This window comes from Streptomyces sp. NPDC020490 (assembly GCF_044335305.1).
Lineage (GTDB): Bacteria > Actinomycetota > Actinomycetes > Streptomycetales > Streptomycetaceae > Streptomyces.
Window position 1 is genome coordinate 1 of the sequence record NZ_JBIRUY010000007.1, and the last position, 26,913, is coordinate 26,913.

General features: G+C 73.4%; 21 protein-coding genes, 1 rRNA gene and 1 pseudogene. 19 read left to right on the forward strand and 4 right to left on the reverse strand.

From position 1 onward, the window contains the following. The 3 genes and pseudogenes from rrf to ACH4ZX_RS09800 all read left to right on the forward strand — a co-directional run. Positions 1–95, forward strand: a 5S ribosomal RNA gene (gene rrf / locus ACH4ZX_RS09790); the annotation flags it as partial. 126 nt (positions 96–221) lie between these two features. Then, a pseudogene (locus tag ACH4ZX_RS09795) lies at positions 222–1,310 on the forward strand (hypothetical protein); the annotation flags it as partial. A 27-nt stretch (positions 1,311–1,337) separates the two neighbouring features. Next, the gene (locus ACH4ZX_RS09800; RefSeq protein ID WP_398270724.1) at positions 1,338–2,108 is read left to right on the forward strand and encodes a hypothetical protein; all 771 of its coding nucleotides are present in this window, start codon (positions 1,338–1,340) and stop codon (positions 2,106–2,108) included. A gap of 92 nt (positions 2,109–2,200) precedes the next feature. On the opposite strand, the gene ACH4ZX_RS09805 is transcribed toward ACH4ZX_RS09800, so the two are convergent. Then, a complete protein-coding gene (locus ACH4ZX_RS09805) occupies positions 2,201–3,493 on the reverse strand; it encodes a DUF1015 domain-containing protein (RefSeq protein WP_398270217.1) in 1,293 nt (430 codons plus the stop codon). Positions 3,494–3,565: 72 nt separating this feature from the next. Between ACH4ZX_RS09805 and ACH4ZX_RS09810 the strand changes: the two genes are divergently transcribed. The 4 genes from ACH4ZX_RS09810 to ACH4ZX_RS09825 all read left to right on the forward strand — a co-directional run bounded on the left by ACH4ZX_RS09810 (position 3,566) and on the right by ACH4ZX_RS09825 (position 7,715). Further along, on the forward strand, positions 3,566–4,591 hold the full coding sequence (locus tag ACH4ZX_RS09810; protein WP_398270220.1) for an HAD hydrolase-like protein: 1,026 nt from the start codon (positions 3,566–3,568) through the stop codon (positions 4,589–4,591). 96 nt (positions 4,592–4,687) lie between these two features. Next, on the forward strand, positions 4,688–5,731 hold the full coding sequence (locus ACH4ZX_RS09815) for a FecCD family ABC transporter permease (RefSeq protein WP_398270223.1): 1,044 nt from the start codon (positions 4,688–4,690) through the stop codon (positions 5,729–5,731). After that, positions 5,728–6,765 (forward strand): FecCD family ABC transporter permease, encoded by a 1,038-nt coding sequence (locus ACH4ZX_RS09820; protein WP_398270226.1) that lies wholly within the window; start codon positions 5,728–5,730, stop codon positions 6,763–6,765. The genes ACH4ZX_RS09815 and ACH4ZX_RS09820 overlap by 4 nt, the downstream gene beginning before the upstream one ends. Next, positions 6,762–7,715, forward strand: coding sequence for an ABC transporter ATP-binding protein (locus ACH4ZX_RS09825; RefSeq protein ID WP_398270229.1), 954 nt, complete (start codon positions 6,762–6,764; stop codon positions 7,713–7,715). Before ACH4ZX_RS09820 ends, ACH4ZX_RS09825 begins: the two co-directional genes overlap by 4 nt. Positions 7,716–7,840: 125 nt before the next feature. Here ACH4ZX_RS09825 and ACH4ZX_RS09830 read toward each other — a convergent pair whose 3' ends face one another. Continuing rightward, the gene (locus ACH4ZX_RS09830) at positions 7,841–8,188 is read right to left on the reverse strand and encodes a sterol-binding protein (RefSeq protein ID WP_360755940.1); all 348 of its coding nucleotides are present in this window, start codon (positions 8,186–8,188) and stop codon (positions 7,841–7,843) included. A 42-nt stretch (positions 8,189–8,230) separates the two neighbouring features. On the opposite strand from ACH4ZX_RS09830, the gene ACH4ZX_RS09835 reads away from it, so the two are divergent. From ACH4ZX_RS09835 to ACH4ZX_RS09860, 6 genes are all read left to right on the forward strand, one after another. After that, on the forward strand, positions 8,231–8,587 hold the full coding sequence (locus tag ACH4ZX_RS09835) for a hypothetical protein (protein WP_398270233.1): 357 nt from the start codon (positions 8,231–8,233) through the stop codon (positions 8,585–8,587). 69 nt (positions 8,588–8,656) lie between these two features. Next, complete coding sequence (locus ACH4ZX_RS09840; protein ID WP_398270236.1) at positions 8,657–9,472, forward strand: TlyA family RNA methyltransferase; 816 nt, start codon at positions 8,657–8,659, stop codon at positions 9,470–9,472. Further along, positions 9,469–10,374 carry an NAD kinase gene (locus ACH4ZX_RS09845; protein WP_360755932.1) on the forward strand — a complete coding sequence of 302 codons (906 nt, stop codon included), beginning with the start codon at positions 9,469–9,471 and terminating at the stop codon, positions 10,372–10,374. The genes ACH4ZX_RS09840 and ACH4ZX_RS09845 overlap by 4 nt, the downstream gene beginning before the upstream one ends. A 244-nt stretch (positions 10,375–10,618) precedes the next feature. Further along, positions 10,619–12,361, forward strand: coding sequence for a DNA repair protein RecN (gene recN / locus ACH4ZX_RS09850; protein WP_398270239.1), 1,743 nt, complete (start codon positions 10,619–10,621; stop codon positions 12,359–12,361). A gap of 22 nt (positions 12,362–12,383) precedes the next feature. Beyond that, complete coding sequence (locus tag ACH4ZX_RS09855; protein WP_398270242.1) at positions 12,384–13,139, forward strand: hypothetical protein; 756 nt, start codon at positions 12,384–12,386, stop codon at positions 13,137–13,139. A gap of 209 nt (positions 13,140–13,348) precedes the next feature. Then, positions 13,349–14,506, forward strand: coding sequence for a glycosyltransferase family 4 protein (locus ACH4ZX_RS09860; RefSeq protein WP_398270245.1), 1,158 nt, complete (start codon positions 13,349–13,351; stop codon positions 14,504–14,506). Here the strand turns inward: ACH4ZX_RS09860 and ACH4ZX_RS09865 are convergent. Further along, positions 14,503–16,143 (reverse strand): PucR family transcriptional regulator, encoded by a 1,641-nt coding sequence (locus tag ACH4ZX_RS09865; protein WP_398270248.1) that lies wholly within the window; start codon positions 16,141–16,143, stop codon positions 14,503–14,505. The two genes, ACH4ZX_RS09860 and ACH4ZX_RS09865, sit on opposite strands and share 4 nt — an antisense overlap. Positions 16,144–16,475: 332 nt before the next feature. Continuing rightward, positions 16,476–18,278, reverse strand: coding sequence for a glycoside hydrolase family 15 protein (locus ACH4ZX_RS09870; protein ID WP_398270251.1), 1,803 nt, complete (start codon positions 18,276–18,278; stop codon positions 16,476–16,478). 501 nt (positions 18,279–18,779) lie between these two features. Here ACH4ZX_RS09870 and ACH4ZX_RS09875 point away from each other — a divergent pair. The 6 genes from ACH4ZX_RS09875 to ACH4ZX_RS09900 all read left to right on the forward strand — a co-directional run bounded on the left by ACH4ZX_RS09875 (position 18,780) and on the right by ACH4ZX_RS09900 (position 26,898). Further along, positions 18,780–20,465, forward strand: coding sequence for a CTP synthase (locus tag ACH4ZX_RS09875; RefSeq protein ID WP_398270254.1), 1,686 nt, complete (start codon positions 18,780–18,782; stop codon positions 20,463–20,465). 83 nt (positions 20,466–20,548) lie between these two features. Next, on the forward strand, positions 20,549–21,175 hold the full coding sequence (locus tag ACH4ZX_RS09880) for an NUDIX domain-containing protein (protein ID WP_398270727.1): 627 nt from the start codon (positions 20,549–20,551) through the stop codon (positions 21,173–21,175). A 259-nt stretch (positions 21,176–21,434) separates the two neighbouring features. Further along, positions 21,435–23,519 (forward strand): tetratricopeptide repeat protein, encoded by a 2,085-nt coding sequence (locus ACH4ZX_RS09885; RefSeq protein ID WP_398270257.1) that lies wholly within the window; start codon positions 21,435–21,437, stop codon positions 23,517–23,519. 137 nt (positions 23,520–23,656) lie between these two features. Continuing rightward, positions 23,657–24,781 (forward strand): alanine dehydrogenase, encoded by a 1,125-nt coding sequence (gene ald / locus ACH4ZX_RS09890; RefSeq protein ID WP_324785734.1) that lies wholly within the window; start codon positions 23,657–23,659, stop codon positions 24,779–24,781. A 399-nt stretch (positions 24,782–25,180) separates the two neighbouring features. Continuing rightward, positions 25,181–26,317 (forward strand): ParA family protein, encoded by a 1,137-nt coding sequence (locus ACH4ZX_RS09895; RefSeq protein WP_324785733.1) that lies wholly within the window; start codon positions 25,181–25,183, stop codon positions 26,315–26,317. Continuing rightward, the gene (locus tag ACH4ZX_RS09900; protein ID WP_398270262.1) at positions 26,302–26,898 is read left to right on the forward strand and encodes a hypothetical protein; all 597 of its coding nucleotides are present in this window, start codon (positions 26,302–26,304) and stop codon (positions 26,896–26,898) included. The genes ACH4ZX_RS09895 and ACH4ZX_RS09900 overlap by 16 nt, the downstream gene beginning before the upstream one ends. Positions 26,899–26,913 lie beyond the last annotated feature (15 nt).

The following is a 26,913-nucleotide window of genomic DNA, read 5'->3' on the forward strand; positions in this document are numbered from 1 at the left end:
AAACGCCCGGTTACATTCCGAACCCGGAAGCTAAGCCTTACAGCGCCGATGGTACTGCAGGGGGGACCCTGTGGGAGAGTAGGACGCCGCCGAACAATCTTTGGAAGGACCCCTGGTCACCAGCGTTCAGCTGGGACCAGGGGTCCTTTTCTTTTTCCCGAGCGCGCCGGGTACTCCGGCAGCGCGAGAATGACTTGCAGTACCGAAGACAGGAGTCACCGATGTCCACCAACTCTCCCGACGATCGACCGGAGCGCGACCCACGTCGACGGGACAGTCGGGACCGCGGAGACCGTAACGACCGCGGTGGTTACCGCGGGGACCGGGGTGGCTTCCGTCGGGACGACCGACGCGATCGCGACAATGACCGCGCCGGCTACGGACGCCGCGACGACCGTCCCACTTTCCGTCGTGACGACCGTGACCAGGGACCGCGTCGCGACGACCGCGGTGAGCGTCCTTCCTTCCGACGTGACGACCGTGGTGACCGGGGAGACCGTCCTTCGTTCCGTCGTGACGACCGTAGTGACCGCGGTGAACGTCCTTCCTTCCGGCGCGACGACCGTAGTGACCGGGGGGACCGTCCCTCCTACCGTCGTGACGACCGTGGTGACCGCGGTGAACGTCCTTCGTTCCGTCGTGACGACCGTGGTGACCGGGGGGACCGTCCCTCCTACCGTCGTGACGACCGTGACCAGGGACCGCGTCGCGACGACCGCGGTGAGCGTCCTTCCTTCCGGCGCGATGACCGTGGTGACCGGGGGGACCGTCCGTCGTTCCGTCGTGACGACCGCGGTGAGCGTCGCGAGCGCCGGGACGACGACCGCGGTGGTTACGGGCGCCGTGACGACCGGCGGGGCGATGACCGCGGTGACCGCGGCGGCTTCCGTCGTGACGAGCGCCGTGACGACCGGCGCGAGGGCGACCGCGGTGGCTTCGGCCGGCGTGACGACCGTGACCGCGGTCCGCGTCGTGATGACCGTGGTGACCGTCCCCCCTTCCGTCGCGACGACCGCGATCGCGGCTTCCGCCGTGACGACCGCCGTGACGACCGCCGTGACGACCGCGGGGACCGGGGTGGCTTCCGGCGGGACGAGCGGCGCGATGAGGGTCGCGGCGGGGACCGCGGCGGCTTCCGGCGGGATGACAGCCGGGCCGGCGAGCGCGGAGGCTTCCGGGGCCGTGACGACCGTGGCGCCCGTGGGCCCCGGCGGGATGACCGCGGTGGCCGTCCCGGTGGCTTCCGGGGCCGTGACGACCGACGCGACGACCGGCGTGGCGGCGGCCGCTTCCAGGACGACCGGAGCCGTGACCGCGACCGGGAGCCGATCAAGCGGCTGCCCATCCCCGAGGACGTCACCGGCGACGAGATCGACAAGGACGTACGGCAGGAGCTGCAGAGCCTGCCCAAGACGCTCGCGGACGACGTGGCCAGGAACCTGGTGATGGTCGCGCGGCTCATCGACGAGGACCCCGAGGGCGCCTACGGCTACTCCAGGGTGGCGCTGCGGCTCGCCTCCCGCGTGGCCGCCGTCCGCGAGGCCGCCGGATTCGCCGCTTACGCGAACCAGAAGTACGGCGAGGCGCTCGCCGAGTTCCGGGCCGCGCGGCGGATGACCGGTTCCGTGGACCTGTGGCCGGTCATGGCCGACTGCGAACGCGGGCTCGGGCGGCCGGAGAAGGCGCTGGACATGGCCGGCGCCCCCGAGGTGAACAAGCTCGACAAGGCCGGCCAGGTCGAGATGCGGCTCGTCGCGGCCGGTGCCCGGCGTGACCTCGGACAGCTGGACGCGGCCATAGTGACGCTGCAGAGCCCCGAGCTCGCCTCCAACTCCGTGCAGCCGTGGACCGCGCGGTTGCGGTACGCGTACGCGGACGCGCTGCTCGCCGTCGGCCGGGAGGGCGAGGCGCGGGAGTGGTTCGCCAAGGCCGTCGAGGCCGACCGGGACGGCAGCACGGACGCCTCCGACCGGCTCGCCGAGCTGGACGGGGTCGAGTTCGTCGACGCCCTCGACGAGACCGAGGGCGACAGCGGGACGCAGGGCGAGGGAACGGGCGCGGAAGACGCTCCGAAGGCGGCCTCGGAAGAGGACGGCGACGACGACTGACGCCCGTCGGCGTCCGCGCGTGAAAGGAGGGCGGGACCCCGTAGGGATCCCGCCCTCCGCCGTTTCAGGTCTCGTCGACCCCGTCGACCCCGTCAGAACTCCAGCGCGCGCAGCACCAGACCCGACGCGGGCTTCGGGCCGAAGGACGTCGACTTCCGGGGCATCGTCACGCCTTGGCGGGCCAGATCGCGGACGACCTCCTCGCGGACCGGGTGCATCAGGACGGCCGTCCCGCCGTCGCGTTCGGCCTTCTCCACCGTGGCCGCCGCGTCGTGGATGTAGGCGACGCGGGCCGGGGAGTCCCCGGGGATGTGCCAGACGTGGTCGAGGAGGGCGGCGTGCAGGACCGTGGCGTCCAGGGTGCGCCAGGCGGCGGGGCGGTCGGCGGGGACCGTACGGGCTAGGAGGCCGGGGTCCGGGCGGTCGACGAGGTGGAAGGAGCCGTCGCCGGCGAGCAGGAACGCGTTCCCCTCGCGGGCCGCGTCGGCGAGGGCGTCCAGGGCCTGCGGCAGGGACACGTCCAGGTGCCGTACGCGGAGCAGGCCGTCGAGGGCGGCGAGCGCGTCGGGGACCGGCAGGTGGTGCAGCAGGCGGTGGATCGCGCGGACCCGGAGCGGGTAGCGGGCCGTGTCGACCAAGAGGACGAGGCCGTAGTCCCAGGGGCTGGGAGAGGGATGCTCCGCGCGTAGACGACGGTACGTCGCCCAGCGGTGGTGGCCGTCGGCGATGAGGGCCTGGTGCCCGGCCAGGTCGGACTGGACGCGGGCCACCTCGGCGGGATCGGTGACCGACCAGAGGCGGTGCGCGAAGCCGTCCTCCGTGGTGGTGGCGAGCAGCGGGGGCTGCTGTGCGGTGCGCTCGACGAGCCTCGTGGTGTCCGCGGCCGCGTCGTCGCCGCGGTAGGTCAGCAGGAGCGGTTCGAGGTTCGCGGAGGTGGCCCGCATCAGGGCCGCGCGGTCCGCGACCACGTGCGGCATCACGTCCTCGTGCGGCAGGACCACGCCCTCCGCCGGTTCTGACACGCGCAGGGCGCCGATGACCCCCCGCTGCAGCATGCCGTTGCCGTCCCGTTGCTCGTAGACGTAGAGGCCGGGTTCGGGGTCGGTGGTCAGGACGCCTTCGGCGAGCCAGCGGCGCAGGGTGTCGGCGGCCTGCTCGTTGCGGGCGTCGGGGGTGGTGGCCTGCGGAAGGATCAGGCGGACGATGTTGTGCGGGTCCGCGTCCTGGAGATGGTGCAGGCCGTCGGGGCGGACCACGACGTCGTAGGGAGGGGACGTCACGGCTGCCAGGCTGCCGACCCGGTCGGGGTCGTACCGCAGGCCTCTGAACGGGGTGAGTTCGAGGCCTCGGGGCACCATTGCTTCCGAGTGACCTGCAGTGTTCATCCCGGCATCGTACGTGTGTCGGTGGCATGCGGGATGATCGGGGGAAAGCGAGCGAACGAGGAGCGATGTGGAATGAGCCAGAGCGTCAGGACGAGGCCCGAGGCCAGTGGGCAGGCCCTGAGCGAGGCGTACGACACGGCGCTGCTCGACCTGGACGGAGTGGTGTACGCGGGCGGGAACGCGATCGCGCACGCCGTCGAGTCGCTGGCCGCGGCCCGCGCGGGCGGGATGCATCTGGCGTACGTCACCAACAACGCGCTGCGCACCCCCGACACGGTGGCGGACCACCTGACCGAGCTGGGGATACCGACCGGCGCCGACGACGTCATCACCTCCGCCCAGGCGGTCGCCCGGCTGATCAGTGATCAGGTGCCGTCGGGGGCGCGGGTGCTGGTGATCGGCGGGGACGGGCTGCGGGTCGCCCTGCGGGAGCGGGGGCTCGAGCCGGTCGAGTCGGCGGACGACGATCCGGTCGCGGTCGTACAGGGCTACGGGGGGCCCGAGTTGCCGTGGGGGCGTTTCGCGGAGGCCTGCTACGCCATCGCGCGCGGGGTGCCCTGGTACGCCTCCAACACCGACCTGACCATTCCGGGCGCACGCGGGATCGCTCCGGGCAACGGGGCCGCGGTGGAGGTCGTGCGGATAGCGACCGGCGCCGAGCCGCAGGTCGCGGGCAAGCCGCTGCCTCCGATGCACCGGGAGACCATCCTGCGCACCGGCGCCGAGCGGCCGCTGGTGGTCGGGGACCGCCTGGACACGGACATCGAGGGCGCGTTCAACGGAGAGGTCGACTCGCTGCTCGTCCTGACGGGCGTGACCGACGGCGCGCGGCTCCTGGCCGCGCCGCCGCAGCACCGGCCGACGTACGTCGACGCGGACCTGCGCGGGATGCTCACCGGGCAGCCGGAGGTCACGCAGGCGGGCGACGGGTTCCGCTGCGGCGGCTGGACGGCGACCGCGGGCACGGAGCTGGAACTGGACGGCGACGGCGAGGCCCTGGACGGGCTGCGTGCCCTGTGCGCCGCGGCCTGGACGGCGGCCGGGGACGGCGTGTGCACGCTCGACCCGGGGAAGGCGCTGGCCCGGCTGGGGCTGTGAGCCGACGCCGACGCCGCGCCGGCGCCTGACGTGGAGGCGGAGAGCGGAGAGCGGAGGCCGCGTGAAGTGGGTGTGAGGGTAGGCTAACCTAACTGCGTGTTGGTCGACGGTCCTCCCGAACAGCGCGCGGACACCGCCCCCGCGCCCCCCGCCCGCCGGGCGGTACGCACCCTCGGGCTGCTCGTGTCAGCGGCGGTCCTGGTGCTCGTCGCACTGGCGAGCATCGCCATCGGCGCGAAGGAGCTGAGCCCGGATCAGGTCTGGCACGGCCTGTTCCAGGACACGGGGACGTACGGCGACGTCGTCGTGGACGAGCGGCTGTCGCGGACCCTCCTCGGGCTGCTGGCGGGCGCCGCGCTCGGCCTGTCCGGGGCCGTGCTGCAGGCGCTCACCCGCAACCCGCTGGCCGATCCCGGACTGCTCGGCATCAACGCCGGCGCCTCCGCCGCGGTCGTCACTGCCATGACATATCTCGGTGTCACCTCGCTGACCGGCTATGTGTGGTTCGCCTTCCTCGGCGCGGCCGCGGTCGGGGCGCTGGTGTGGTTCCTGGGCGGCAGCCGGGGCGCCACTCCGGTGCGGCTCGCGCTGGCCGGCACCGCGATCAGCGCCGCCCTCTACGGCTACCTCCAGGCCGTGATGATCATGGACCAGGCGGCGCTGGGCACGATGCGTTTCTGGACGGTGGGTTCGCTGTCCTCCGCGACGGACTCGACCATCCTTCAGGTGCTGCCGTTCCTCGCGGCCGGAACGCTCCTCGCCCTCGTGCTCGCCCGCCCGCTCAACGCGCTGGCCATGGGCGACGACACCGCGAAGGCCCTCGGCGCCGACGTCGACCGCACCCGGGCGCTGGCCATGCTCGCCGCCACCGTGCTGTGCGGGGCGGCGACCGCCGCGTGCGGGCCGATCGTGTTCGTCGGACTGATGGTCCCGCACGTCGTGCGGTCCTTCACCGGACCCGACCTGCGCTGGATCCTGCCGTACGCGGCGGTCCTCTCGCCCGTGCTGCTGCTCGGCTCCGACGTCGTCGGCCGCGTCGTGGCCCGGCCCTCGGAACTCCAGGTCGGCGTCGTCACCGCGATCGTCGGCGGCCCGGTCTTCATCCTCCTGGTACGACGGCGCAGGACGGCGCAACTGTGAAGACCAACCGTGTGCTGAGGGCTCCGGGCGGGATCTCGCTGCGCCTGGACGTCCGCGCCGTCACCGTCGTCGTCCTGCTGCTGCTCGCCGCGCTCACCGCGGGCGTCGCGCTGATCGGCACCGGCGACTTCCCGATCCCGGCCGGCGACGTGCTGAAGACGCTGCTGGGGAACGGCAGCGCGGGGCAGGAGTTCATCGTCAACGAACTACGGCTGCCGCGGGTCCTCGTCGGGCTGCTGGTCGGCGCCTCGCTCGGGCTCGGCGGCGCGCTGTTCCAGGCCGTCACCCGCAACCCGCTGGGCAGCCCGGACGTGCTCGGGCTCGGGCAGGGGGCGACGGCCGGGGCGCTCACGGTGATCGTGCTGTTCTCCGGGAGCGCGGCCCAGGTCACCCTGGGCGCGCTGGTGGGCGGACTGGCCACCGGGCTCGCCCTCCACCTGCTCGCCTGGAAGCGCGGCGTGCATGGCTACCGGCTGGTCCTGGTCGGCGTCGGCGTGTCCGCCGTCGTCACCGCGGTCAACGGCTACCTGCTGACCGTCTCCGACATCGTCGACGCGGCCCGCGCGGTGGTCTGGATGACCGGTTCCCTCGACGGCCGCGACTGGGACCAGGTCCGGCCGCTGCTCGCGGTGTGCGCCGTGCTGGTGCCGCTCGTGCTCGCGGGCGCGCGCGGGCTGCGGATGATGGAGATGGGCGACGACGTGGCGAACGCCCTCGGCGTGCGCGTGGAGCGCGTCCGGGCGCTGCTGCTGGTGGCCGCCGTCCTGCTCACCGCGACCGCCACCGCCGCGGCCGGCCCCGTCGCCTTCGTCGCGCTGACCGCGCCGCAGCTCGCCCGGCGGCTGACCCGGTCACCGGGCCCGAACCTGCTGCCGTCCCTGTGCATGGGCGCCACCCTCCTGGTCACCGCCGACTGGGCCGCGCAGCGGGTCTTCGGCGCCGACCGGCTGCCGGTGGGCGTGGTCACCGGCGTCCTGGGCGGGGCCTACCTGCTGTGGCTCCTCGTCAGCGAGCGCAGGGCGGGCCGGATATGACCGGCCCGGCGTACGACACCATCCGAAGGAGCACCGTGAACCGCCTGTCCGCGCAGGACGTCACCCTCGCCTACGACCAGCGCGTCATCGCCGAGCAGCTCTCGGTGGAGATCCCCGACCACTCCTTCACCGTCATCGTCGGCCCGAACGCGTGCGGCAAGTCCACGCTGCTGCGCGCCCTGTCGCGGATGCTGAGGCCCAGCCAGGGCCGGGTGCTGCTGGACGGGCAGGTCATCCAGTCGATGCCGGCGAAGCAGGTCGCGCGGACCCTCGGCCTGCTGCCGCAGTCGTCGATCGCGCCCGACGGGATCACCGTCGGCGACCTGGTCGGCCGGGGCCGCTACCCGCACCAGGGCATCCTGCGCCAGTGGTCGGCCGAGGACGAGCGGGTCGTCCGCGAGTCCATGGCGCGGACCGGGGTCGCCGAACTCGCCGACCGGTACGTCGACGAGCTCTCCGGAGGGCAGCGGCAGCGCGTGTGGATCGCCATGGCGCTCGCCCAGCAGACCCCGCTGCTGCTGCTCGACGAGCCGACGACCTACCTGGACATCCAGCACCAGATCGACGTCCTCGACCTGTGCGCCGAACTCCACGAGGAACAGGGCTGCACCCTGGTCGCCGTGCTGCACGACCTCAACCACGCCGCCCGGTACGGCACCCATCTCGTCGCCCTGCGCGACGGGCGGGTCGTCGCCGAGGGCGCGCCGCGGGACGTCGTCACCGCCGGGCTGGTCGAGGCGGTCTTCGGGCTGCGCTGCCAGGTCATCGACGACCCGGAGACGGGGACGCCGCTGGTGGTGCCGGCGGCGCGGAGGGCACGCACGCGTGCGGTGGCGGCCGTCCCGGCCGGGGACCCCGCCGGGACCCCGGCCAGGAGCGGACCAGAAGCTGAGAACGGGCCTCAGAGCCGCGGACGGGGTGCGGGAGCCGAGACGGGGCACGGGAGCTGAGACGGGGCATGGGAGCTGAGACCGGGCCCGGAGCCACGGACGTGTCCCGAGCCGCGGCCGTGTCCCTGGCCGCGGACGTGTCCCGAGCCGGGCCCGTGCCCGGAGCCGTGGGCGGTGGGCCTCGGCTACAGCAGCTTCCTGAGGCGGAACAGGTCGCGCAGGCCGGCGTCCAGCTTCACCCGGCCCGCGCCCCAGGCCCTGGCGAAGTGCAGTTCGCCGTCGACCATCGCGACCAGGTCGTCGCCGGTCATGCTCAGCCGTATCTCGGCCCGCTCGCGCGGCGGCCCCGCCAGGGTGTCACGCACCTCGATCCGGCCGCCGGTGAGCCGGCCGGCGAAGGTGACGTCCAGGTCGGTTATGTGGCAGCTGACCGACCGTTCCATGGCCGTGGCCGAGCGGACGTCACCCTCGGCGTGCTGCATGTTGTCGGAGAGCTTCTCGAGTGCGGCACGGCACTCCTCGATCGTGGCCATCGGCATCGACCGTACCGCAGGGCTTCGCGGTAGCGTCTGGGCATGAGCGACACAGCCGCGGAGAGGGAGATTACGGCGCGGGAGGCCGAGGGCCGGGCCGACACCCCGGGCGGGCCCGGGGACGACCCCGCCGCCCCGGCGCCCCTGAACGTGCCCCGCACCCCGACCGGCGACGCCGAGGTCGACGCCCGGCTGGAACGGCTGGCCGACGCAGACCACCTGCCGACGGACGGACATGTGGAGGTGTACGAGGATGTGCACCGCGGGCTGCGCGACGCGCTCACCGCGCTCGACGCCCGCCCGGGACCACCGGCCCCCACCGGTCACCCGACCCCCACCGGTCACCCGACCCCCACCGGTCACCCGACCCCCACCCCTCGCCCGGCCACCGCCCCGTAATGAGACCCTACGGGTCCCACCTTCTTCACACTTTTCGATCGTCGTACGGGAACAGGAGCTGAACCCACCGTGGCAGGAGTCGCACGCCGCCGCCTCGACGCGGAGCTGGTCCGCCGCAAGCTCGCGCGCTCGCGTGAGCATGCCAGCCAGCTGATCACGGCCGGGCGCGTCACCGTCGGCAGGACCGTCGCGACCAAGCCCGCCACCCAGGTGGAGACCGCGGCCGCCATCGTCGTCGCCGCCGACGACGCCGACCCCGACTACGTCTCCCGCGGCGGCCACAAGCTCGCCGGCGCGCTGCAGGTGTTCGTGCCGCGGGGGCTGGCCGTCGAGGGGCGGCGGGCGCTGGACGCCGGCGCGTCCACCGGAGGTTTCACCGACGTGCTGCTGCGGGCGGGAGCCGCGCACGTCGTCGCCGTCGACGTCGGATACGGACAACTCGCCTGGACTCTGCAGAGCGATGAACGCGTCACCGTCAAGGACCGTACGAACGTACGCGAATTGACGCTCGAAGCGATCGATGGGGAGCCTGTGGATCTTGTCGTGGGGGATCTGTCCTTCATCCCGCTCGGCCTGGTGCTGCCCGCCCTGGTGCGGTGCGCGAGGCCGGACGCCGACTTGGTGATGATGGTGAAGCCGCAGTTCGAGGTGGGCAAGGAACGGCTCGGCAGCGGGGGAGTCGTGCGCAGCCCGCAGCTGCGGGCGGAGGCCGTGCGGGGCGTGGCCGAGAAGGCGTGGGAGCTCGGGCTCGGAGTGCGGGGCGTCACCGCAAGTCCGCTGCCCGGGCCGTCGGGGAATGTCGAGTACTTTCTCTGGCTGCGGTCCGGTGCACCCGAGCTGGACCCGGCCGACGTTGACCGTGCAGTGGCGGAGGGGCCGCGTTGACACAGAACCGAGCTCGTACTGTTTTCCTGCTCGCCCACACCGGGCGGCCCGCGGCCATCCGCAGCGCCGAACTCGTGGTCAAGGGGCTGCTGCGCGAGGGCATCGGCGTGCGCGTCCTGGAGTACGAGGCGCGCGATCTGCCGCTGCCGGACCAGGTGGAGCTGGTCAAGGAGGCGACCCCGCAGTGCCTCGACGGGTGCGAGCTGCTCATCGTGCTCGGCGGTGACGGGACGCTGCTGCGCGGCGCCGAGTTCGCCCGCGCCTCAGGGGTGCCGATGCTCGGCGTCAACCTCGGGCGGGTCGGGTTCCTGGCCGAGGCCGAGCGGGACGACCTCGACAAGGTCGTCGACCGGGTGGTGACCCGCTCGTACGAGGTCGAGGAGCGGATGACCATCGACGTCGTCGTCCACCGCAACGGCGACATCGTGCACACCGACTGGGCGCTGAACGAGGCCGCCGTGCAGAAGGTGTCCGCCGAGAAGCTGCTCGAGGTCGTGCTGGAGATCGACGGGCGGCCGGTGACGGGGTTCGGCTGCGACGGCATCGTGCTGTCGACGCCGACCGGGTCGACGGCGTACGCGTTCTCCGCGGGCGGGCCCGTGGTGTGGCCCGAGGTGGAGGCGCTGCTGATGGTGCCGATCAGCGCGCACGCGCTGTTCGCCAAGCCGCTGGTGACCTCGCCGGACTCGGTGCTCGCGGTGGAGGTGCTGCCGCACATCCCGCCGGGCGTGCTGTGGTGCGACGGGCGGCGCACGGTGGAGCTGCCGCCGGGGGCGCGGGTGGAGGTGCGGCGGGGAGCCGTGCCGGTACGGCTGGCCCGGCTGCACCACGCGTCGTTCACCGACCGGCTGGTGGCGAAGTTCGCGCTGCCGGTCTCGGGGTGGCGGGGAGCGCCCCACTAGCGCTCCGCCGGATGTGCCGCGTTCCGCCGCGTACTGCCGCGTCGCGTGTTTCTGACGCGTTGTGCCGTCGGCCGGCTGCGGCGCCGTGGTGGCCGGTCGCGCGGTTCCGCACGCCCCTTCGGGGCGCTGCCCGACCGCCCCTCCGGTAGGGAACGCTCGTTCGATGAGTGAAACCTTCGGTGGTCACGGCCCGCGGGACGCCGGATGGGCGGGGCGGCGTCGCACACCATGCGCGAAACCTCGTATGGTCGGGTGCGTGCTTGAGGAGATGCGGATACGGTCGCTCGGAGTCATCGACGACGCGGTCGTCGAGCTGTCGCCCGGCTTCACGGCCGTCACCGGTGAGACGGGCGCGGGCAAGACCATGGTGGTCACCAGCCTCGGTCTGCTGCTGGGCGGGCGTGCGGACCCGGCGCTGGTGCGGATCGGCGCCGGGAAGGCGGTCGTGGAGGGGCGGATCGCCGTCCCCGAGGGCGCCGCGGCCGTGGTGCGGGCCGAGGAGGCCGGGGCCGAGCTCGACGACGGCGCACTGCTGATCAGCCGTACCGTCTCCGCCGAGGGGCGCTCGCGCGCGCACCTCGGCGGGCGCAGCGTGCCGGTGGGCATGCTCGCGGAGCTCGCCGACGAGCTGGTGGCCGTGCACGGGCAGACGGACCAGCAGGGGCTGCTGAAGCTGTCCCGGCAGCGGCAGGCGCTCGACCGGTACGCCGGGGACGCCGTCGCCGTGCCGCTGGCCAAGTACACCGAGGCCTACCGGCGGCTGCGGGCCGTCTCCGCGGAGCTCGACGAGATCACCACGCGCGCGCGTGAGCGGGCCCAGGAAGCGGACATGCTGCGCTACGGGCTCGACGAGATCGCCGGGGTCGAGCCGCGCGCCGGCGAGGACGTGGAGCTGGCGGAGGAGGCGGAGCGGCTCGGGCACGCGGAGGCGCTGTCGTCCGCCGCGACGGCCGCGCACGCCGCCCTCGCCGGCAACCCGGAGGACCCCGAGGGCATCGACGCCACGACGCTCGTCGCGGGCGCGCAGCGGGCGCTGGACGCCGTCCGCTCGCACGATCCGGCGCTGGCCGCGCTCGCCGGACGGATCGGGGAGATCGGCATCCTGCTGGGCGACGTGGCCGGGGAGCTGGCGGGCTACGCCGACGACCTGGACGCCGATCCGCTGCGGCTGGCGGCCGTCGAGGAGCGGCGGGCCGCGCTCACCGGGCTGACCCGGAAGTACGGGGCGGACGTGGCCGCCGTCCTGGCGTGGGCCGAGCGCGGCGCCGCGCGGCTGACCGAGCTGGAGGGCGACGACGAGCGGATCGGCGAGCTGACCGCCGAGCGGGACGCGCTGCGGGCCGAACTGGGCGGGCTGGCACAGGCGTTGTCGGACGCCCGGGCGGAGGCGGCGGAGCGGTTCGCGGCCGCGGTGACCGCGGAGCTGGCCTCGCTCGCGATGCCCCACGCGCGCGTGTCGTTCGACATCCGGCAGACCGAGGACCCGGAGGGCGTGGAGGTCGGCGGGCGCACGGTCGCCTGCGGGCCGTCCGGCGTCGACGAGGTGGAGCTGCTGCTCGCCCCGCACCCGGGGGCGCCGCCGCGGCCCATCGCCAAGGGCGCGTCCGGCGGTGAGCTCTCCCGCGTGATGCTCGCCGTCGAGGTGGTCTTCGCGGGGACGGATCCGGTGCCGACGTACCTCTTCGACGAGGTCGACGCCGGCGTCGGCGGCAAGGCCGCCGTCGAGATCGGCCGGCGGCTGGCGCGGCTGGCGAAGACCGCGCAGGTGGTGGTCGTCACGCACCTGCCGCAGGTGGCCGCCTTCGCCGACCGGCAGCTGCTGGTGGAGAAGACCCAGGACGGGTCGGTCACCCGCTCAGGGGTGAAGGTCCTCGAAGGGGAGGAGCGCATCCGGGAGTTGTCGCGGATGCTGGCCGGCCAGGAGGACTCGCAGACGGCGCGGGCGCACGCCGAGGAACTTCTGGCCACCGCCCGGGCGGACGGGTAGGGGCCGCCCGTAGGGTGACCGGATGACCCAACGCGCTCACCGGGCTTCCTCCTGCTGTCTCGCCGCCGTCCTCACCCGCGCCGGTGTCGCGGGCCTGCGTGCCAAGCCGCCCGGCGGGCGCGGGTTCTGGGAGCGCACGAACTACGCCGGGCGGACCGTCGGGCTGTACGCCGGGCCCGCGTCCGCCCTGGCGGCGGCCGTCGCCGCCGGGCGGGCGCGGCCCGCCGCCGGGTTCGCGGTGCTCGCCGCCGGTGCCTGCGGGGCCTGGGACGACGTCGCCGGCGACCACCGGCGCGGGCTGCGGGCGCATCTGTCGGCGCTGCGCGACGGTGAAGTCACCAGCGGAGCGGTCAAGTTGTTCGGGATCTCCGCGGCCGGACTGGTCGCGGGGGCGCTGCTGAAGGAGCGGTTTCCGGACAAGGTGCTCGCGGGGATCGTGATCGCCGGGACCGCGCACTTCGTCAACCTCGTGGACGTACGGCCCGGCACGGCGGCCGCGGCGGTGATCGCCCTCGGGGCGCCGGGGCTGCTGTGGGAGGGCCCCGGGGCGCAGTCGGCCGCCGCCGCGGTGGGCGCCGCCGCGGCCGTGCTGCCGGACGACCTCGGCGAGCGGCTCATGCTCGGCGACACCGGGGCGCACGCGCTGGGCGCGGCCCTGGGAACCGCCGCCGTCGCCCGCAACGGGCGCGCCGGACTGCTCGCGTACGCCGTGGCTCTCGTCGCCGCGGCGGCGTACGGTGACCGGGTGAGCGGGGCGGCACGCGCGCTCGGCGCGTGACACCTGTCCGGAGGCGTGCGCTCCGTCACTCGTACGAGTGACGTGCTTCTTGCGCCGCGCCGTCACCCGGCCCGCCGCGTTCCCGGAACACCCGTACGTGCTGGCATCCTTGACGGATACGTGGAGGAAACCGCGCGGTACACCCCTCCGTCCGATCCTTCTGTACGTTCTTCGTGACCGCCCGACGCCGAACCAGGAGCCCCGGCCACGTGACCCCCGTGAGCAGCCACTCACCGCACGGCCGGCCGCCGCTGCGCACCGTGCAGGTGCTGGGCGGCGGCAACGCCGGCAGCAGCGCGCACGTGCGCTCGCTGGCCGCGGGGCTGGTCGCCCGGGGCCTGCGGGTCACGGTGTGCGCCCCCGTCGAGGCCGATCACGCGTACGACTTCACGGGCACCGGCGCCGCACACGTGCACGTGCCGCGCAGCAGCGACCCGGGCGCGGTCGCCGCGCTGCGGGAGGCGTGCCGGGACGCCGACCTGGTGCACGCGCACGGGCTGCACGCCTCCTTCCGGGCCTCGCTCGCGCTCAGCGGCCGGCGCACCCCGCTCGTCGTCACCTGGCACAGCCGGGCGTACGCCGACGGCGCGCGCGCCCATCTGCTGCGCCTGCTGGAGCGCCGGGTCGCGAAAGCGGCGACCGTCGTGCTCGGCACCTGCTCGGACCTCGTGGACCAGGCGCGCCGGACCGGAGCGCGCGACGCGCGGCTCGCCGCCGTGTCGCTGCCCGGCCCGCGCCCCCGCGCGGCCGCCGAAGCCGACGACCCGGACCGGCAGCGCGCCAAACTCCGGGCCGAACTCGGCGCCACCGGCCGGCCGTTGCTGATGGCGGCCGGCTCCCTCGACCGGCACGGCGGCCACGAGACCCTGCTGGACGCCGCACGCGTGTGGCGCGGCCTCGACCCCGTGCCGCTCGTCGTGCTCGCGGGCGAGGGCCCGCTGCGTCCCGCCCTGCAACGCCGGGTCGAGGACGAGCGACTGCCGGTCCGGCTCGTCGGGCGGCGCGACGACGTCGCCGAACTGCTCGCCGCGGCCGACCTCGCGCTGCTGACGAGCCGGTGGGAGTCGCGCTCGGTGCTCGCCCAGGAGGCCCTGCACGCGCGCGTGCCGCTGGTCGCGACCGCGGTCGGCGGCGTACCCGACCTCGTCGGCGACGCCGCCGACCTCGTCCCGTACGGGGACGCGGCGGCCCTCGCCGACACCGTCGTACGCCTGCTCGGCGACCCCGAGCGCCGGGAGCTGCTCGCGGAGCGGGGTGTCCGGCAGACGGCCAGCTGGCCCACCGAGGACCAGACGGTCGCTCAAGTGCTCAGCATCTACGACGAGTTGACCCAGGTCTGGCCGCTCGTTCAGCCGGAGAGGCGTTAGGGCACGTGCCGGCGGGCCCGCAGCGCCAGGCTCAACGCCAGTACCGTCTGCGGGTCCTCGAGGTCGGTGCCGAGCAACTCGCCGATGCGGGCAAGGCGGTTGTAGAGCGTCTGCCGGTTGAGGTGGAGCTCACGGGCGGTCTCCGCCTTGCGGCCCGCGTGCGCCAGGTACGTCTCCAGGGTGGGCAGCAGCGGCGGCCGGGAACGGCTGTCGTGATCGCGCAGCGGACCGATCGCGCGGTCCACGAAGGCCGCCAGGTCCGGATGGTCGCGCAGCCGCCACAGCAGCAGGTCGATGTCCAGGCGACGGGCGTCGTACCAGGGCCGGTCCGACAGCCCCTGCGCCGCGGTCGCCGTCTCGGCCGCGTGCCTGAGCCCCGCCGAGGCCGCCGCCCAGCCGCCGGCCACCCCGACGACCACCACCGGGAGCTGCGCCCCCGGGCGCTGCATGCCGGCCCGTTCCACCCCGGCCCGCAGCGCCGCCGCCGCCCGGTCCGCCACCGCCGGCCGCTCCCGCTCCGAACGCAGGCCCAGCAGCACCAGCACCCGGCCCTCGACGGGCCGCACACCCAGCAGCACCGGCACCCCCACCGAGGACAGCTCCTCCAGGACCGCGCGCGCCAGCACCGCCCAGCCGCCCCCGGGGGACAGGGTGTCGCCGAGCCGCATGACGACCGGCAGCAGCGGGCCGTCGCCCGGCTTGAAACCCAGCACACGGGCCTGCGCGGGCGCGTCCTGGGCGGTGATGCGGCCCTCGGCGAGATCGGTCAGGAAGTCGCCGCGCCCGCGCGCCGCCAGCTCCTCCTCCTGCCGGGCCTGCATCAGCACCACCGCGAGGATGCCCGCGGCCCGCTCGGCCGCCATGCGGTGGACCGGGGCGAGCGGAGCCCGTACGGGCAGCAGGACCAGCCGCGCCCGCACCGACCCCGTGCCGGGGCCCCCGCCGGGCACGTCCACGAGCACGGAACCGGCGGGCGGCGCCTCCTTGTGCTGGCTGCGCAGCCCCTCCCACACCTGGAGCGGATCCGCCCCCTCCGGTCCGGCGCCGGCGGCGTACAGGAGCTGGCCGTCCGTCGTCTCCAGGAAGACCGGGTTGCCGCCGAAGTCGGCCAGGATGCCCAGCACCTGCGGCACGCCACCGCCGCCCAGCAGCGCCTCGGTGCACCGGCGGTGCACCTCCTCGGCCCGCTGCAGCAGCGCGTAGTGGCCGTTGACGATCTCGGTGTGGATCTCCTCGGTGACCGTCACGAAGGGCACCTCGCGGTGCAGCTGGACGAGCGGGAGGCCGGCCGTCCGCGCCGTGTCGACGAGGGCGGCCGGCAGCCGCGTGAAGCGCGGACCGAGCTCGACGACGAGGGCGGCGATGCCGCGCTCGGCCAGGGTGCGCACGAACGCGCGCTGCTCCGCCGGGCGCGTGCCCAGGCCGTATCCCGTGGTCAGCAGCAGTTCGCCGCCCTTGAGCAGCGAGGCGATGTTGGGCACCTCGCCCGCGTGCACCCACCGCACCGTGCGCTGCAGCCGGTCGCCGCCCGCCACGACCTCGGGCAGCCCGCTGCGCAGCCCGGGCAGCTCCAGCGCCCGCTGCACGGTGATCCCGGCGCCCTGGGTGTCGTATCCGCTGTCCATGCCGCTGTCCATGAGCCGGACGCTACCCGCGCACATGCGCCGAGGGCATCCCCGGGCCGCCACGGCGGGCCCGGCTCCCGTCCCCGTCAGGTGACCACCTGCCCGCTGAGCATCGCGGCCAGGCGTCGCCGGTGGTCCTCGGCCGCCGCGGACCGTCGGTGAAACCGCCCTCGACCGTGGCGATCAGTGCCCGCGCGTCCCCGACGGCCGACACACGCGGGTGACCGACGGCCGACGCCGGCGGCCGCCCGGCTCCGGCGGCGGCCGACGGATCACCGGCCGCGTGCCGTGCGGGCCCGCCCGCCCCGGTCGTACGCGCGGACGACGACCGGGGCCGGCCGCGGTCAGCCGCCGTACGCGCCCGAGGCGGTCAGGCGCAGGGCCGTGTCGATCAGGGGCACGTGGCTGAAGGCCTGCGGGAAGTTGCCGACCTGGCGCTGGCGGCGCGGGTCCCACTCCTCGGCGAGCAGACCGAGGTCGTTGCGCAGCGACAGCAGCTTCTCGAACAGCCTGCGCGCCTCGTCCACGCGGCCGATCATCGCGAGGTCGTCCGCCATCCAGAACGAGCACGCGAGGAAGGCGCCCTCGTCGCCGGGCAGGCCGTCGACGCCCTCGCTGTCGCCCTCGGTCGGGTAGCGCAGGATGAACCCGTCCGGGGTGGACAGCTCGCGCTGGATCGCCTCGATGGTGCCGATCACGCGCTTGTCGTCCGGCGGCAGGAAGCCCATCTGCGGGATCAGCAGCAGCGAGGCGTCCAGTTCCTTCGAGCCGTAGGACTGCGTGAAGGTGTTGCGCTCCTTGTCGTAGCCCTTCTCGCACACGTCCCGGTGGATGTCGTCGCGCAGCTCGCGCCAGCGCTCCAGCGGGCCGTCCGCGTCGCCGGACTCGATGAGCTTGATCGTGCGGTCGACGGCGACCCAGGCCATCACCTTGGAGTGCACGAAGTGGCGGCGCGGGCCGCGCACCTCCCAGATGCCCTCGTCCGGCTCCTGCCAGTGCTTCTCCAGGTAGCGGATGAGCTTCAGCTGGAGCAGGGACGCGTAGTCGTTGCGGGCCAGGCCCGTCATGTGGGCCAGGTGCAGCGCCTCGGTGACCTCGCCGTACACGTCCAGCTGGAGCTGGTGGGCGGCGCCGTTGCCGACGCGCACCGGCGCGGAGTTCTCGTAGCCGGGCAGCCAGTCCAGCTCCGCCTCGCCCAGCTCCCGCTCGCCCGCGATGCCGTACATGATCTGCAGGTTGTCCGGGTCGCCGGCGACGGCCCGCAGCAGCCACTCGCGCCAGGCACGGGCCTCCTCGCGGTAGCCGGTGCGCAGCAGCGAGGACAGGGTGATCGCCGCGTCGCGCAGCCAGGTGTAGCGGTAGTCCCAGTTGCGGACGCCGCCGATGTCCTCGGGGAGGGAGGTCGTCGGCGCGGCGACGATGCCGCCGGTGGGGGCGTACGTCAGCGCCTTCAGCGTGATCAGCGAACGGATCACGGCCTCGCGGTAGGGGCCGTGGTACGTGCAGTGCTCGACCCACTCGCGCCAGAAGTCCTCGGTGGCCTGGAGCGACTGCTCCGGCTCCGGCAGCGCGGGCGGCTGCTTGTGCGAGGGCTCCCAGGAGATCGTGAACGCGATCCGGTCACCCGGGGCGACGGTGAAGTCCGAGTACGTGGTGAGCCCCTTGCCGTACGTCTCGCACTCCGTGTCGTACCAGACGGAGTCCGGGCCGGCCACGGCCACCGTGCGCCCGTCGTGCCGGTGCACCCAGGGCACGACACGGCCGTAGGAGAAGCGCATCCGCAGCGCCGAGCGCATCGGGACCCGGCCCGTGACACCCTCCACGATCCGGATCAGCTGGGGGGCGCCCTCACGCGGGGGCATGAAATCGGTCACCCGGACCGTGCCGCGCGGGGTGTCCCACTCGGACTCCAGGATCAGCGAGTCGCCCCGGTAGCCGCGCCGGGCCGCTGTGGGGGGCTCGGCGTCGGAGGCGTGCGCGGGGCCGAGCCGCCAGAAGCCGTGCTCCTCGGTGCCCAGCAGGCCGGCGAAGATGGAGTGCGAGTCGAAGCGGGGCAGGCACAGCCAGTCCACTGTCCCGTCCCTGCAGACCAGCGCCGCTGTCTGCATGTCTCCGATGAGTGCGTAGTCTTCGATGCGCCCGGCCACGTGCAACTCCAGTCGAACGGCCACGTCGCCCCGGGAAGGGGCTGTCGCTAGTGCGGTCAAGGGGTCGTTGTATTGCGTCGTTGAGCGGTTGTGCAAAGCCGTCGTCCGGCTGTGTGGCAAAACGACGATTCATGCTCAATGCACTGACGAGCTCTCGTTGTTCCGGTGAGTACGGGCGGGGGTGTGCCGTCTTACCCGGCCGGGCTCGGCAGCGAGTGTCCGAGCAGGATACGACGCACGTAGATGATCTGCGTGCCGCTCTCGGCAACCCGGGTCGGCCGAACGGGTGAGCAACGGGTGAGAAACCCGTGAGGGCGCGCGGGTCCGTGTCGACGCGTGCGCGGAGAGTGGCCGGAAGCCGTGGTGTCCCGGCGCTGATACCCTGGTAGCCCGTGGACCGGTGGGAGAAACCCCCCGAACCGCAGCGACGGCACCCCCGGAGATTCCCGGTCGGCAGCCGCACAGCACCCAGACCGCGACCACGGGAGCCCCCTCTTGGCCATGCCCGCTGCTTTCCGAAACAGCACAGCCACGACGACCAAGCACATCTTCGTCACCGGGGGTGTCGCCTCCTCGCTCGGGAAGGGTCTGACGGCCTCCAGCCTCGGCATGCTGCTCAAGGCGCGGGGCCTGCGCGTCGTGATGCAGAAGCTCGACCCGTACCTGAACGTCGACCCGGGCACGATGAACCCCTTCCAGCACGGTGAGGTGTTCGTCACCAACGACGGCGCCGAGACCGACCTGGACATCGGCCACTACGAGCGCTTCCTCGACCGCGACCTGGACGGCTCCGCCAACGTCACCACGGGCCAGGTCTACTCGACGGTGATCGCCAAGGAGCGGCGCGGCGAGTACCTCGGCGACACCGTGCAGGTCATCCCGCACATCACCAACGAGATCAAGCACCGCATCCGCCGCATGGCGACGGACGAGGTCGACGTCGTGATCACCGAGGTCGGCGGCACGGTCGGCGACATCGAGTCGCTGCCGTTCCTGGAGACGGTGCGCCAGGTCCGCCACGAGGTGGGCCGCGACAACGTCTTCGTCGTCCACATCTCGCTGCTGCCCTACATCGGCCCCTCGGGCGAGCTGAAGACCAAGCCGACCCAGCACAGCGTGGCCGCGCTGCGGAACATCGGTATCCAGCCGGACGCCATCGTGCTGCGCTGCGACCGCGAGGTGCCGACCGCGATCAAGCGCAAGATCTCGCTGATGTGCGACGTCGACGAGGCCGCCGTGGTGGCCTGCCCCGACGCCCGCTCGATCTACGACATCCCGAAGACCGTGCACGGCGAGGGCCTGGACGCCTACGTCGTCCGCAAGCTGGACCTGCCGTTCCGCGACGTGGACTGGACGACCTGGGACGACCTGCTCGACCGCGTCCACAACCCCGACCACGAGATCACCCTCGCCCTGGTCGGCAAGTACATCGACCTGCCCGACGCCTACCTGTCGGTCACCGAGGCGCTGCGCGCCGGCGGCTTCGCCAACCGGGCCCGCGTGAAGATCAAGTGGGTCACGTCCGACGACTGCAAGACCCCGGCGGGCGCCAAGGCGCAGCTCGCGGACGTCGACGGCGTCTGCATCCCCGGCGGCTTCGGCGACCGCGGCGTGCTGGGCAAGGTCGGCGCCATCCGCTACGCCCGCGAGAACCGGATCCCGTTGCTGGGCCTGTGCCTGGGCCTGCAGTGCATCGTGATCGAGGCCGCGCGCAACCTGGCCGGCGTCTCGGACGCCAACTCCACCGAGTTCGACCCGGCCACCGCCCACCCGGTGATCTCCACCATGGCCGAGCAGCTGGACATCGTCGCCGGCGAGGGCGACATGGGCGGCACCATGCGCCTGGGCATGTACCCGGCCAAGCTGGCCGAGGGCTCCATCGTGCGCGAGGTCTACGACGGCAAGGAGTACGTCGAGGAGCGCCACCGCCACCGGTACGAGGTGAACAACGCCTACCGCGCGGAGCTGGAGAAGAAGGCCGGCCTGCTGTTCTCGGGCACCTCGCCGGACGGCAAGCTCGTCGAGTACGTCGAGTACCCGCGCGACGTCCACCCCTACCTGGTCGCCACGCAGGCGCACCCCGAGCTGCGCTCGCGCCCGACCCGTCCGCACCCGCTGTTCGCCGGCCTCGTGAAGGCGGCCGTCGAGCGCCGGCGGGAAGCGGGCGAGCGGGGGAATTCGAAGTAGCACACCGGTTGTACGGTGGCCGGGGTGCTTACCTTCACCGGGTGAGCACCCCGGTTTTCGCTGTGCACGTGGAAGGGCAGGGCATGACGATCAAGGACACCCCCGAGGAGTGGGAGATCCGGGCGACGGACACCCCCTTCACGGGCAACAAGACCTCCGTCCGCACCGACGACGTGGTCATGCCCGACGGAACGGTCGTCCACCGCGACTACCAGGTCCACCCCGGCTCGGTCGCCGTCCTCGCCCTCGACGAGGAGGACCGCGTGCTGGTCATCCGCCAGTACCGGCACCCGGTACGCCACAAGCTGTGGGAGATCCCGGCGGGCCTGCTGGACGTGCCCGGCGAGAACCCGCTGAGCGCCGCCCAGCGCGAGCTGTACGAAGAGGCGCACGTCAAGGCCGCGGACTGGCGGGTCCTGACCGACGTCTACACCACCCCCGGCGGCTGTGACGAGGCCGTGCGGATCTTCCTCGCCCGCGACCTGTCCGCGGCCGACGGCGAGCGCTTCGAGGTCGAGCACGAAGAGGCCGACATGGAGATCTCCCGGGTGCCCGTGGCGGACCTGGTCCGGGGCGTGCTCGCGGGGGAGCTGCACAACAACTGTCTCGTCGTGGGCGTGCTCTCGCTGGTCGCCGCGCGGAGCGGGGACGGGCTGGACGCGCTGCGCCCGGCCGAGGCGCCCTGGCCGGCACGCCCCTTCGAGGCCTGAACGCGGGCCTGAACGCGGGCCTGAACGCGGGCCTGGACGCGGGCCTGGATGCGGGCGCGGGCCCGGACGCAGGCCGACCGCGGGCCTGACCACAGCCGGCCCCGCCGCCGCCCTCGTCGATACGACCATCGCCTGATCCGATCGGGGGATCCGCCCGCCGCGCTCGTCACGGAACGTTGCAGAGCGTGAACTAGGCTCTGTACATGCCCGGACCGGGTCCCGGCGGGCTTGCGCGTGCGGTGGGACGGGAGTGTGGCCCGTGACGGATCAGGCGGTGGACACGGCCGGCGTACGGCTGTCGGGGCGCGCTGCCGAGGAGAGTCAATTCCTGGGCCGTACCCGTGAGTTGAAGGAGCTGCGGGCCGACATCGAGCGCGCGGGCCTGGACACCCTGGCCGGCCGCAAGGCCCCCCGCGCGCGTGTGCTGCTCATCGCCGGCCGGCCCGGCTCGGGCCGCACGGCGCTCGCCGAGGAACTCGTACGGCAGGTCGCGGACCGTTACCACGACGGGGTGCTGCGCGCCCGCCTGAGCGAGCCCGACGGCACCCCCGTCCCCGTCGGGCGGACCGCCCGCGAACTGCTCGCCGCCGTGGACCGGTCCGCCCCGCCCGGAGCCACCGAGGACGACCTGACCGACGCCCTGCGCGCCGCCCTCGCCGACCGCCGGGCCCTGCTCCTGCTGGACGACGCGGCCGACGCCGAACAGGTCGACGCCCTCCTCCCGGACAACCCCGACTGCCTGGTCGTCGCCGTGTCCGGCGGCCCGCTCACCGGCATCTCCGACGTGCGCCCCTGCACCCTCGGCGGCCTGGACACCAAGTCCGCCATGGAACTGCTGACCCGGTACACCGGCTCCGTGCGCATCACCGTCGACCCGCTGGCCGCCGAGGGCCTCGTCGAGGAGTGCCAGGCCCAGCCCGCCGCGCTGCTGCTGGCCGGCGGCTGGCTGGCCGCCCGCCCCGAAGCCGCCGTCGCCGACCTCGCCAGGCAGCTGCGCGCCGAGGGCGCGGAGGCGACCCCGCTGAGCCGGGCCTTCCGGCTCGCCTGCGCCGCGCTGCCCGCCCCGGCCGCCCGGATCCTGCGGCTGCTCTCCCTCGCTCCGGCCGGGCTGGTCGACCCGCACACCGCCTCCGCGCTGGCCGGCTGCTCGGTGGGCGCCGCGCGCACCGCCCTGGACGACTTCGTCGCCCGCGGTCTGCTGCGGGCGGTGGACTCGCCGCTGCCGCGGTACGAGGTGCCCGGCTGTCTGCACCCCCTGCTCGAGGCGCTCGCCGAGAGCCAGGACCGCCCCGGGGAACTGCAGCTGGCCCGCGCCCGGATGCTGGAGCGGACCGTGCGGCTGCTGCAGTCGTGCCGGGCGATCACCGAGACCGACAGCCTGGAGGCGCGCGAGAAGCTCCAGGGCATGCCCCGCTCGCTGCGCTTCCCCAGCCCGCGGGCGGCCGAGGAGTGGCTGCGCGCCGGCAGGCCCGCCCTGCTGGCCCAGGCCCGCCTCGCGGTGGCCGACGGCGAGCTGGACACCCTCGCCCGCCGTCTGATGTCCCAGCTGGTCAGGACCATGATCGCGCACTTCGGCACGCAGGCCGCCGCGGCCGACCTGTACGGCGTCCACCGGCTTGTCCTCGACGTGGCCGAGCGGCGTGGCCTGTCCCGCGAGAAGGCCGCGGCGCTGCTGAACCTGGGCGACCTGGACGCCCGGACCGGCCGCACCGCCGAGGCGCTGGCACGCTATCGGGCAGCCCTGGACGCCGGACGCGAGGCGAACGACCCGTACGCGACCGGCCGCGCGATGGAATCCGTAGGCGGCGCCCACCAGGAGCTCGGCGACCACGACCGGGCCGCCGACTGGTTCGGCCGGGCTCTCGCCCAGCGCCTGGCCCGCGGCGAGCACGCGGACGCCGCCCGGCTGTACGGCCGTATCGCCGAGGCGCACACCTACACGGGCCGCTACGGCGAGGCGCTGCGCAACTGGCGCGCGGCGGTCGCCGGGTACCGCAGGACCGGCGATGTGGCCGCCCAGGCGCGGGCGTTGAGCGAGCTGGCGCGGGTCCAGGAGTACGCCGGGCGGCCCGCGGAGTCGCTGCAGGCCTGTCACGAGGCGGTGGAGCTGGCGTACCGCGCCGGGGACGTGCGCCTGCAGGCCGCGCTGCAGCTGCGGCTCGCCGACACGATGGAGCACCTGGGCGACCCCGTGGCGGCCGGGGTGCACCGGAGCGCTGCCGACCGGCTGCTGGCGGAGGAGCCGGAGGAGCCGGAGGAGCCGGAGGAGGCGCCGGAAGGGACCGGCCAGCCGAAACACGGCGCTGACGCCTGCGAAATCCGTAGTACATCCGCTGAAGATTGATGCAATGAAAGGCTAGACAGCGGGAACACCTTCATTAAACTGGCTTTGCCGCACCTTCTCCTGCGGTGTCTCCCGGTGTGCCGCGGCATGCCTGGGTATGTCTTGTAATGCACCACATTCCCCCTGAGCCAAGGACCGTGATCCACGTGAAGGTCGGCATCCCCCGCGAGGTCAAGAACAACGAGTTCCGGGTGGCCATCACCCCCGCCGGCGTGCACGAGCTCGTGCGCAACGGGCACCAGGTCGTCGTCGAGCGCAACGCCGGTGTCGGCTCCTCGATCACGGACGACGAGTACGTCGCCGCCGGAGCGCAGATCCTCGACACCGCCGACGAGGTGTGGGCGACCGCCGACCTGCTGCTGAAGGTCAAGGAGCCGGTCGCCGAGGAGTACCACCGGCTGCGCAAGGACCAGACCCTCTTCACCTACCTGCACCTGGCCGCGTCCAGGGAGTGCACCGACGCCCTCCTGGAGTCCGGCACCACGGCCATCGCCTACGAGACCGTCGAGCTGCCCAACCGCGCCCTGCCGCTGCTCGCCCCGATGTCCGAGGTCGCGGGCCGGCTGGCCCCGCAGGTCGGCGCCTACCACCTGATGCGCGCCGGCGGCGGCCGCGGTGTGCTGCCCGGCGGCGTCCCGGGCGTGCCGGCCGGCAAGGCCGTCGTCATAGGCGGCGGCGTCTCCGGCTGGAACGCCGCGCAGATCGCCATCGGCCTGGGCTTCCACGTGACCCTGCTCGACAAGGACATCAACAAGCTCCGCGAGGCCGACAAGATCTTCGGCACGAAGATCCAGACCGTCGTCTCCAACGCCTTCGAGCTGGAGAAGGCCATCCTCGAGGCCGACCTCGTCGTCGGCGCCGTGCTCATCCCGGGCGCCAAGGCCCCGAAGCTGGTCACCAACGAGCTCGTCTCCCGCATGAAGCCCGGAAGTGTCCTTGTCGACATCGCGATCGACCAGGGCGGCTGCTTCGAGGACTCCCGCCCGACCACGCACGCGGAGCCGACCTTCCCGGTCCACGGCTCGGTCTTCTACTGCGTCGCCAACATGCCCGGCGCGGTGCCCAACACCTCCACCTACGCGCTGACCAACGCGACGCTGCCGTACATCGTCGAACTCGCCAACCGTGGCTGGGTGGAGGCGCTGCGCCGCGACCCCGCGCTGGCCAAGGGCCTCAACACCCATGACGGCAAGGTGGTTTACCGCGAGGTCGCCGAGGCACACGGTCTGGAGCACGTGGAGCTGGAGTCGCTGCTCGGCTGATCCCGGGCCAAGTCACCTTTTCATAAAGGCGATACGTCAACAAGACGCGTCAACCACGCACCCACGGCCGGACCTTGCCCGACAAGGTCCGGCCGGATGTGTGTATGGTCACTCCGCGGCTCTCGACCAACTCGCCTCGAACGTGACACTTCGGTCGATTCGCACGCCGGTGTGACCTGCCGTGCGACGGCCGTACGCCCTTGACAGAGGGATGTTTCATTGCCGACACATCCTGCCGGGTCCGGTGGATTGTGTTGCTGCGGACGCCCGACACGCCATAGAGTCGCCAATCGTCGGCATGGTGTCACGCTGACCTTGTCTAGAAGTTTCCTGGTCACCAAGGAGGTAAGACGACTTGTGAATGAGTCGACATTTTCTCCCGGGGGTGGTCAACCAGGAATGCCTGTCCGGGGCCAGGGCGGCCCCGCGGGATTCGAGGCTGTCGGCTCCGTCGCTGTGCGCACCTTCGCAGCCCACCAGAGTCACCACGCAGGCGTGACTCAGCCAGCACACCAGAGCATGGATGGCCATCACGTGAACGCCATGGCCGGCGACGGAAGTGGCGCGCCCCACAACCACTTCGCCGACTACGACGAACTGCCCGACGGGCACTTCTACGACCCCGACGCCGAGTACGAGCCCGACCCGGAGTACGCGGCCACGCTCGCGCCCGACGCCGCCCGCCAGCGCCGCGAGCGCATCGGCCCGACCGGGCGCCCGCTGCCGTACTTCCCGATCCCGGGTCCGCTGACCAGCCACGGCCCCGCGACGATCATCGCCATGTGCAACCAGAAGGGCGGCGTCGGCAAGACCACGTCGACCATCAACCTGGGTGCCGCGCTCGCGGAGTACGGCCGGCGTGTGCTGCTCGTGGACTTCGACCCGCAGGGCGCGCTGTCGGTGGGTCTCGGCGTCAACCCGATGGAGCTCGACCTCACCGTCTACAACCTGCTCATGGAGCGGGGCATGGCGGCCGACGAGGTGCTCCTGAAGACGGCGGTCCCGAACATGGACCTGCTGCCCAGCAACATCGACCTGTCGGCGGCGGAGGTCCAGCTGGTCTCCGAGGTCGCGCGCGAGTCCACGCTCCAGCGCGCCCTGAAGCCGCTGATGGCCGACTACGACTACATCGTGATCGACTGCCAGCCCTCGCTCGGCCTGCTGACCGTGAACGCGCTGACCGCCGCGCACAAGGTGATCGTGCCGCTCGAGTGCGAGTTCTTCGCGCTGCGCGGTGTCGCCCTGCTGACCGAGACCATCGAGAAGGTCCAGGAGCGGCTCAACCCGGAGCTGGAGCTCGACGGGATCCTCGCCACGATGTACGACTCGCGCACGGTGCACAGCCGTGAGGTGCTCGCGCGTGTCGTCGAGGCGTTCGACGACCACGTCTACCACACGGTCATCGGCCGCACGGTCCGCTTCCCGGAGACCACGGTCGCCGGTGAGCCGATCACCACGTACGCCTCGAACTCCGTCGGTGCCGCCGCCTACCGCCAGCTCGCCAGGGAGGTGCTCGCCCGGTGTCACGCCGAGTGAGTCTGCCGGGGGCCGACGAACTCTTCCGTACGACAGGGGGAACGGCGCTCCAGCCGTCCAGCCCACGGCGGGCCAACGGCGAGGCCCGCGTGCCCGCTCCCGCGGGGGAGAGCGACGGCATCGCGGCCGCGGAGGACGCGCCGCAGTCGGTGCCCGCGCAGGGCGGCGACGGCGACGGCGCGGAGCACGTGGCGGTGGAGCCGGAGCCGGCCGACGCGGGGCAGTCCCGCAGCCGGAGCACGGAGCGCTCCGAACGCCGTCAGCAGGGCCAGCAGGGTCAGCAGGCGCAGGAAGGTTCTGTCCCGGGCGCCGCGGCGGCCGCGGGCGCCCAGCCGCGCAAGCGCGGGCGGGCGGCGGCGCGGCGGCCCAGCGGGCGGGAGAGGCACGACGAGAAGATCACCGTCTACGTCTCCGCCGAGGAACTGATGGACCTCGAGCACGCGCGTCTGGTGCTGCGGGGCGAGCACGGGCTGGCCGTCGACCGCGGGCGCATCGTGCGCGAGGCGGTCGCCGTGGTGCTGGCCGACCTGGAGTCCCGCGGGGACGCGAGCATCCTCGTACGCCGGCTGCGTGGGCGGTAGCGGTAGCCTGCGGAG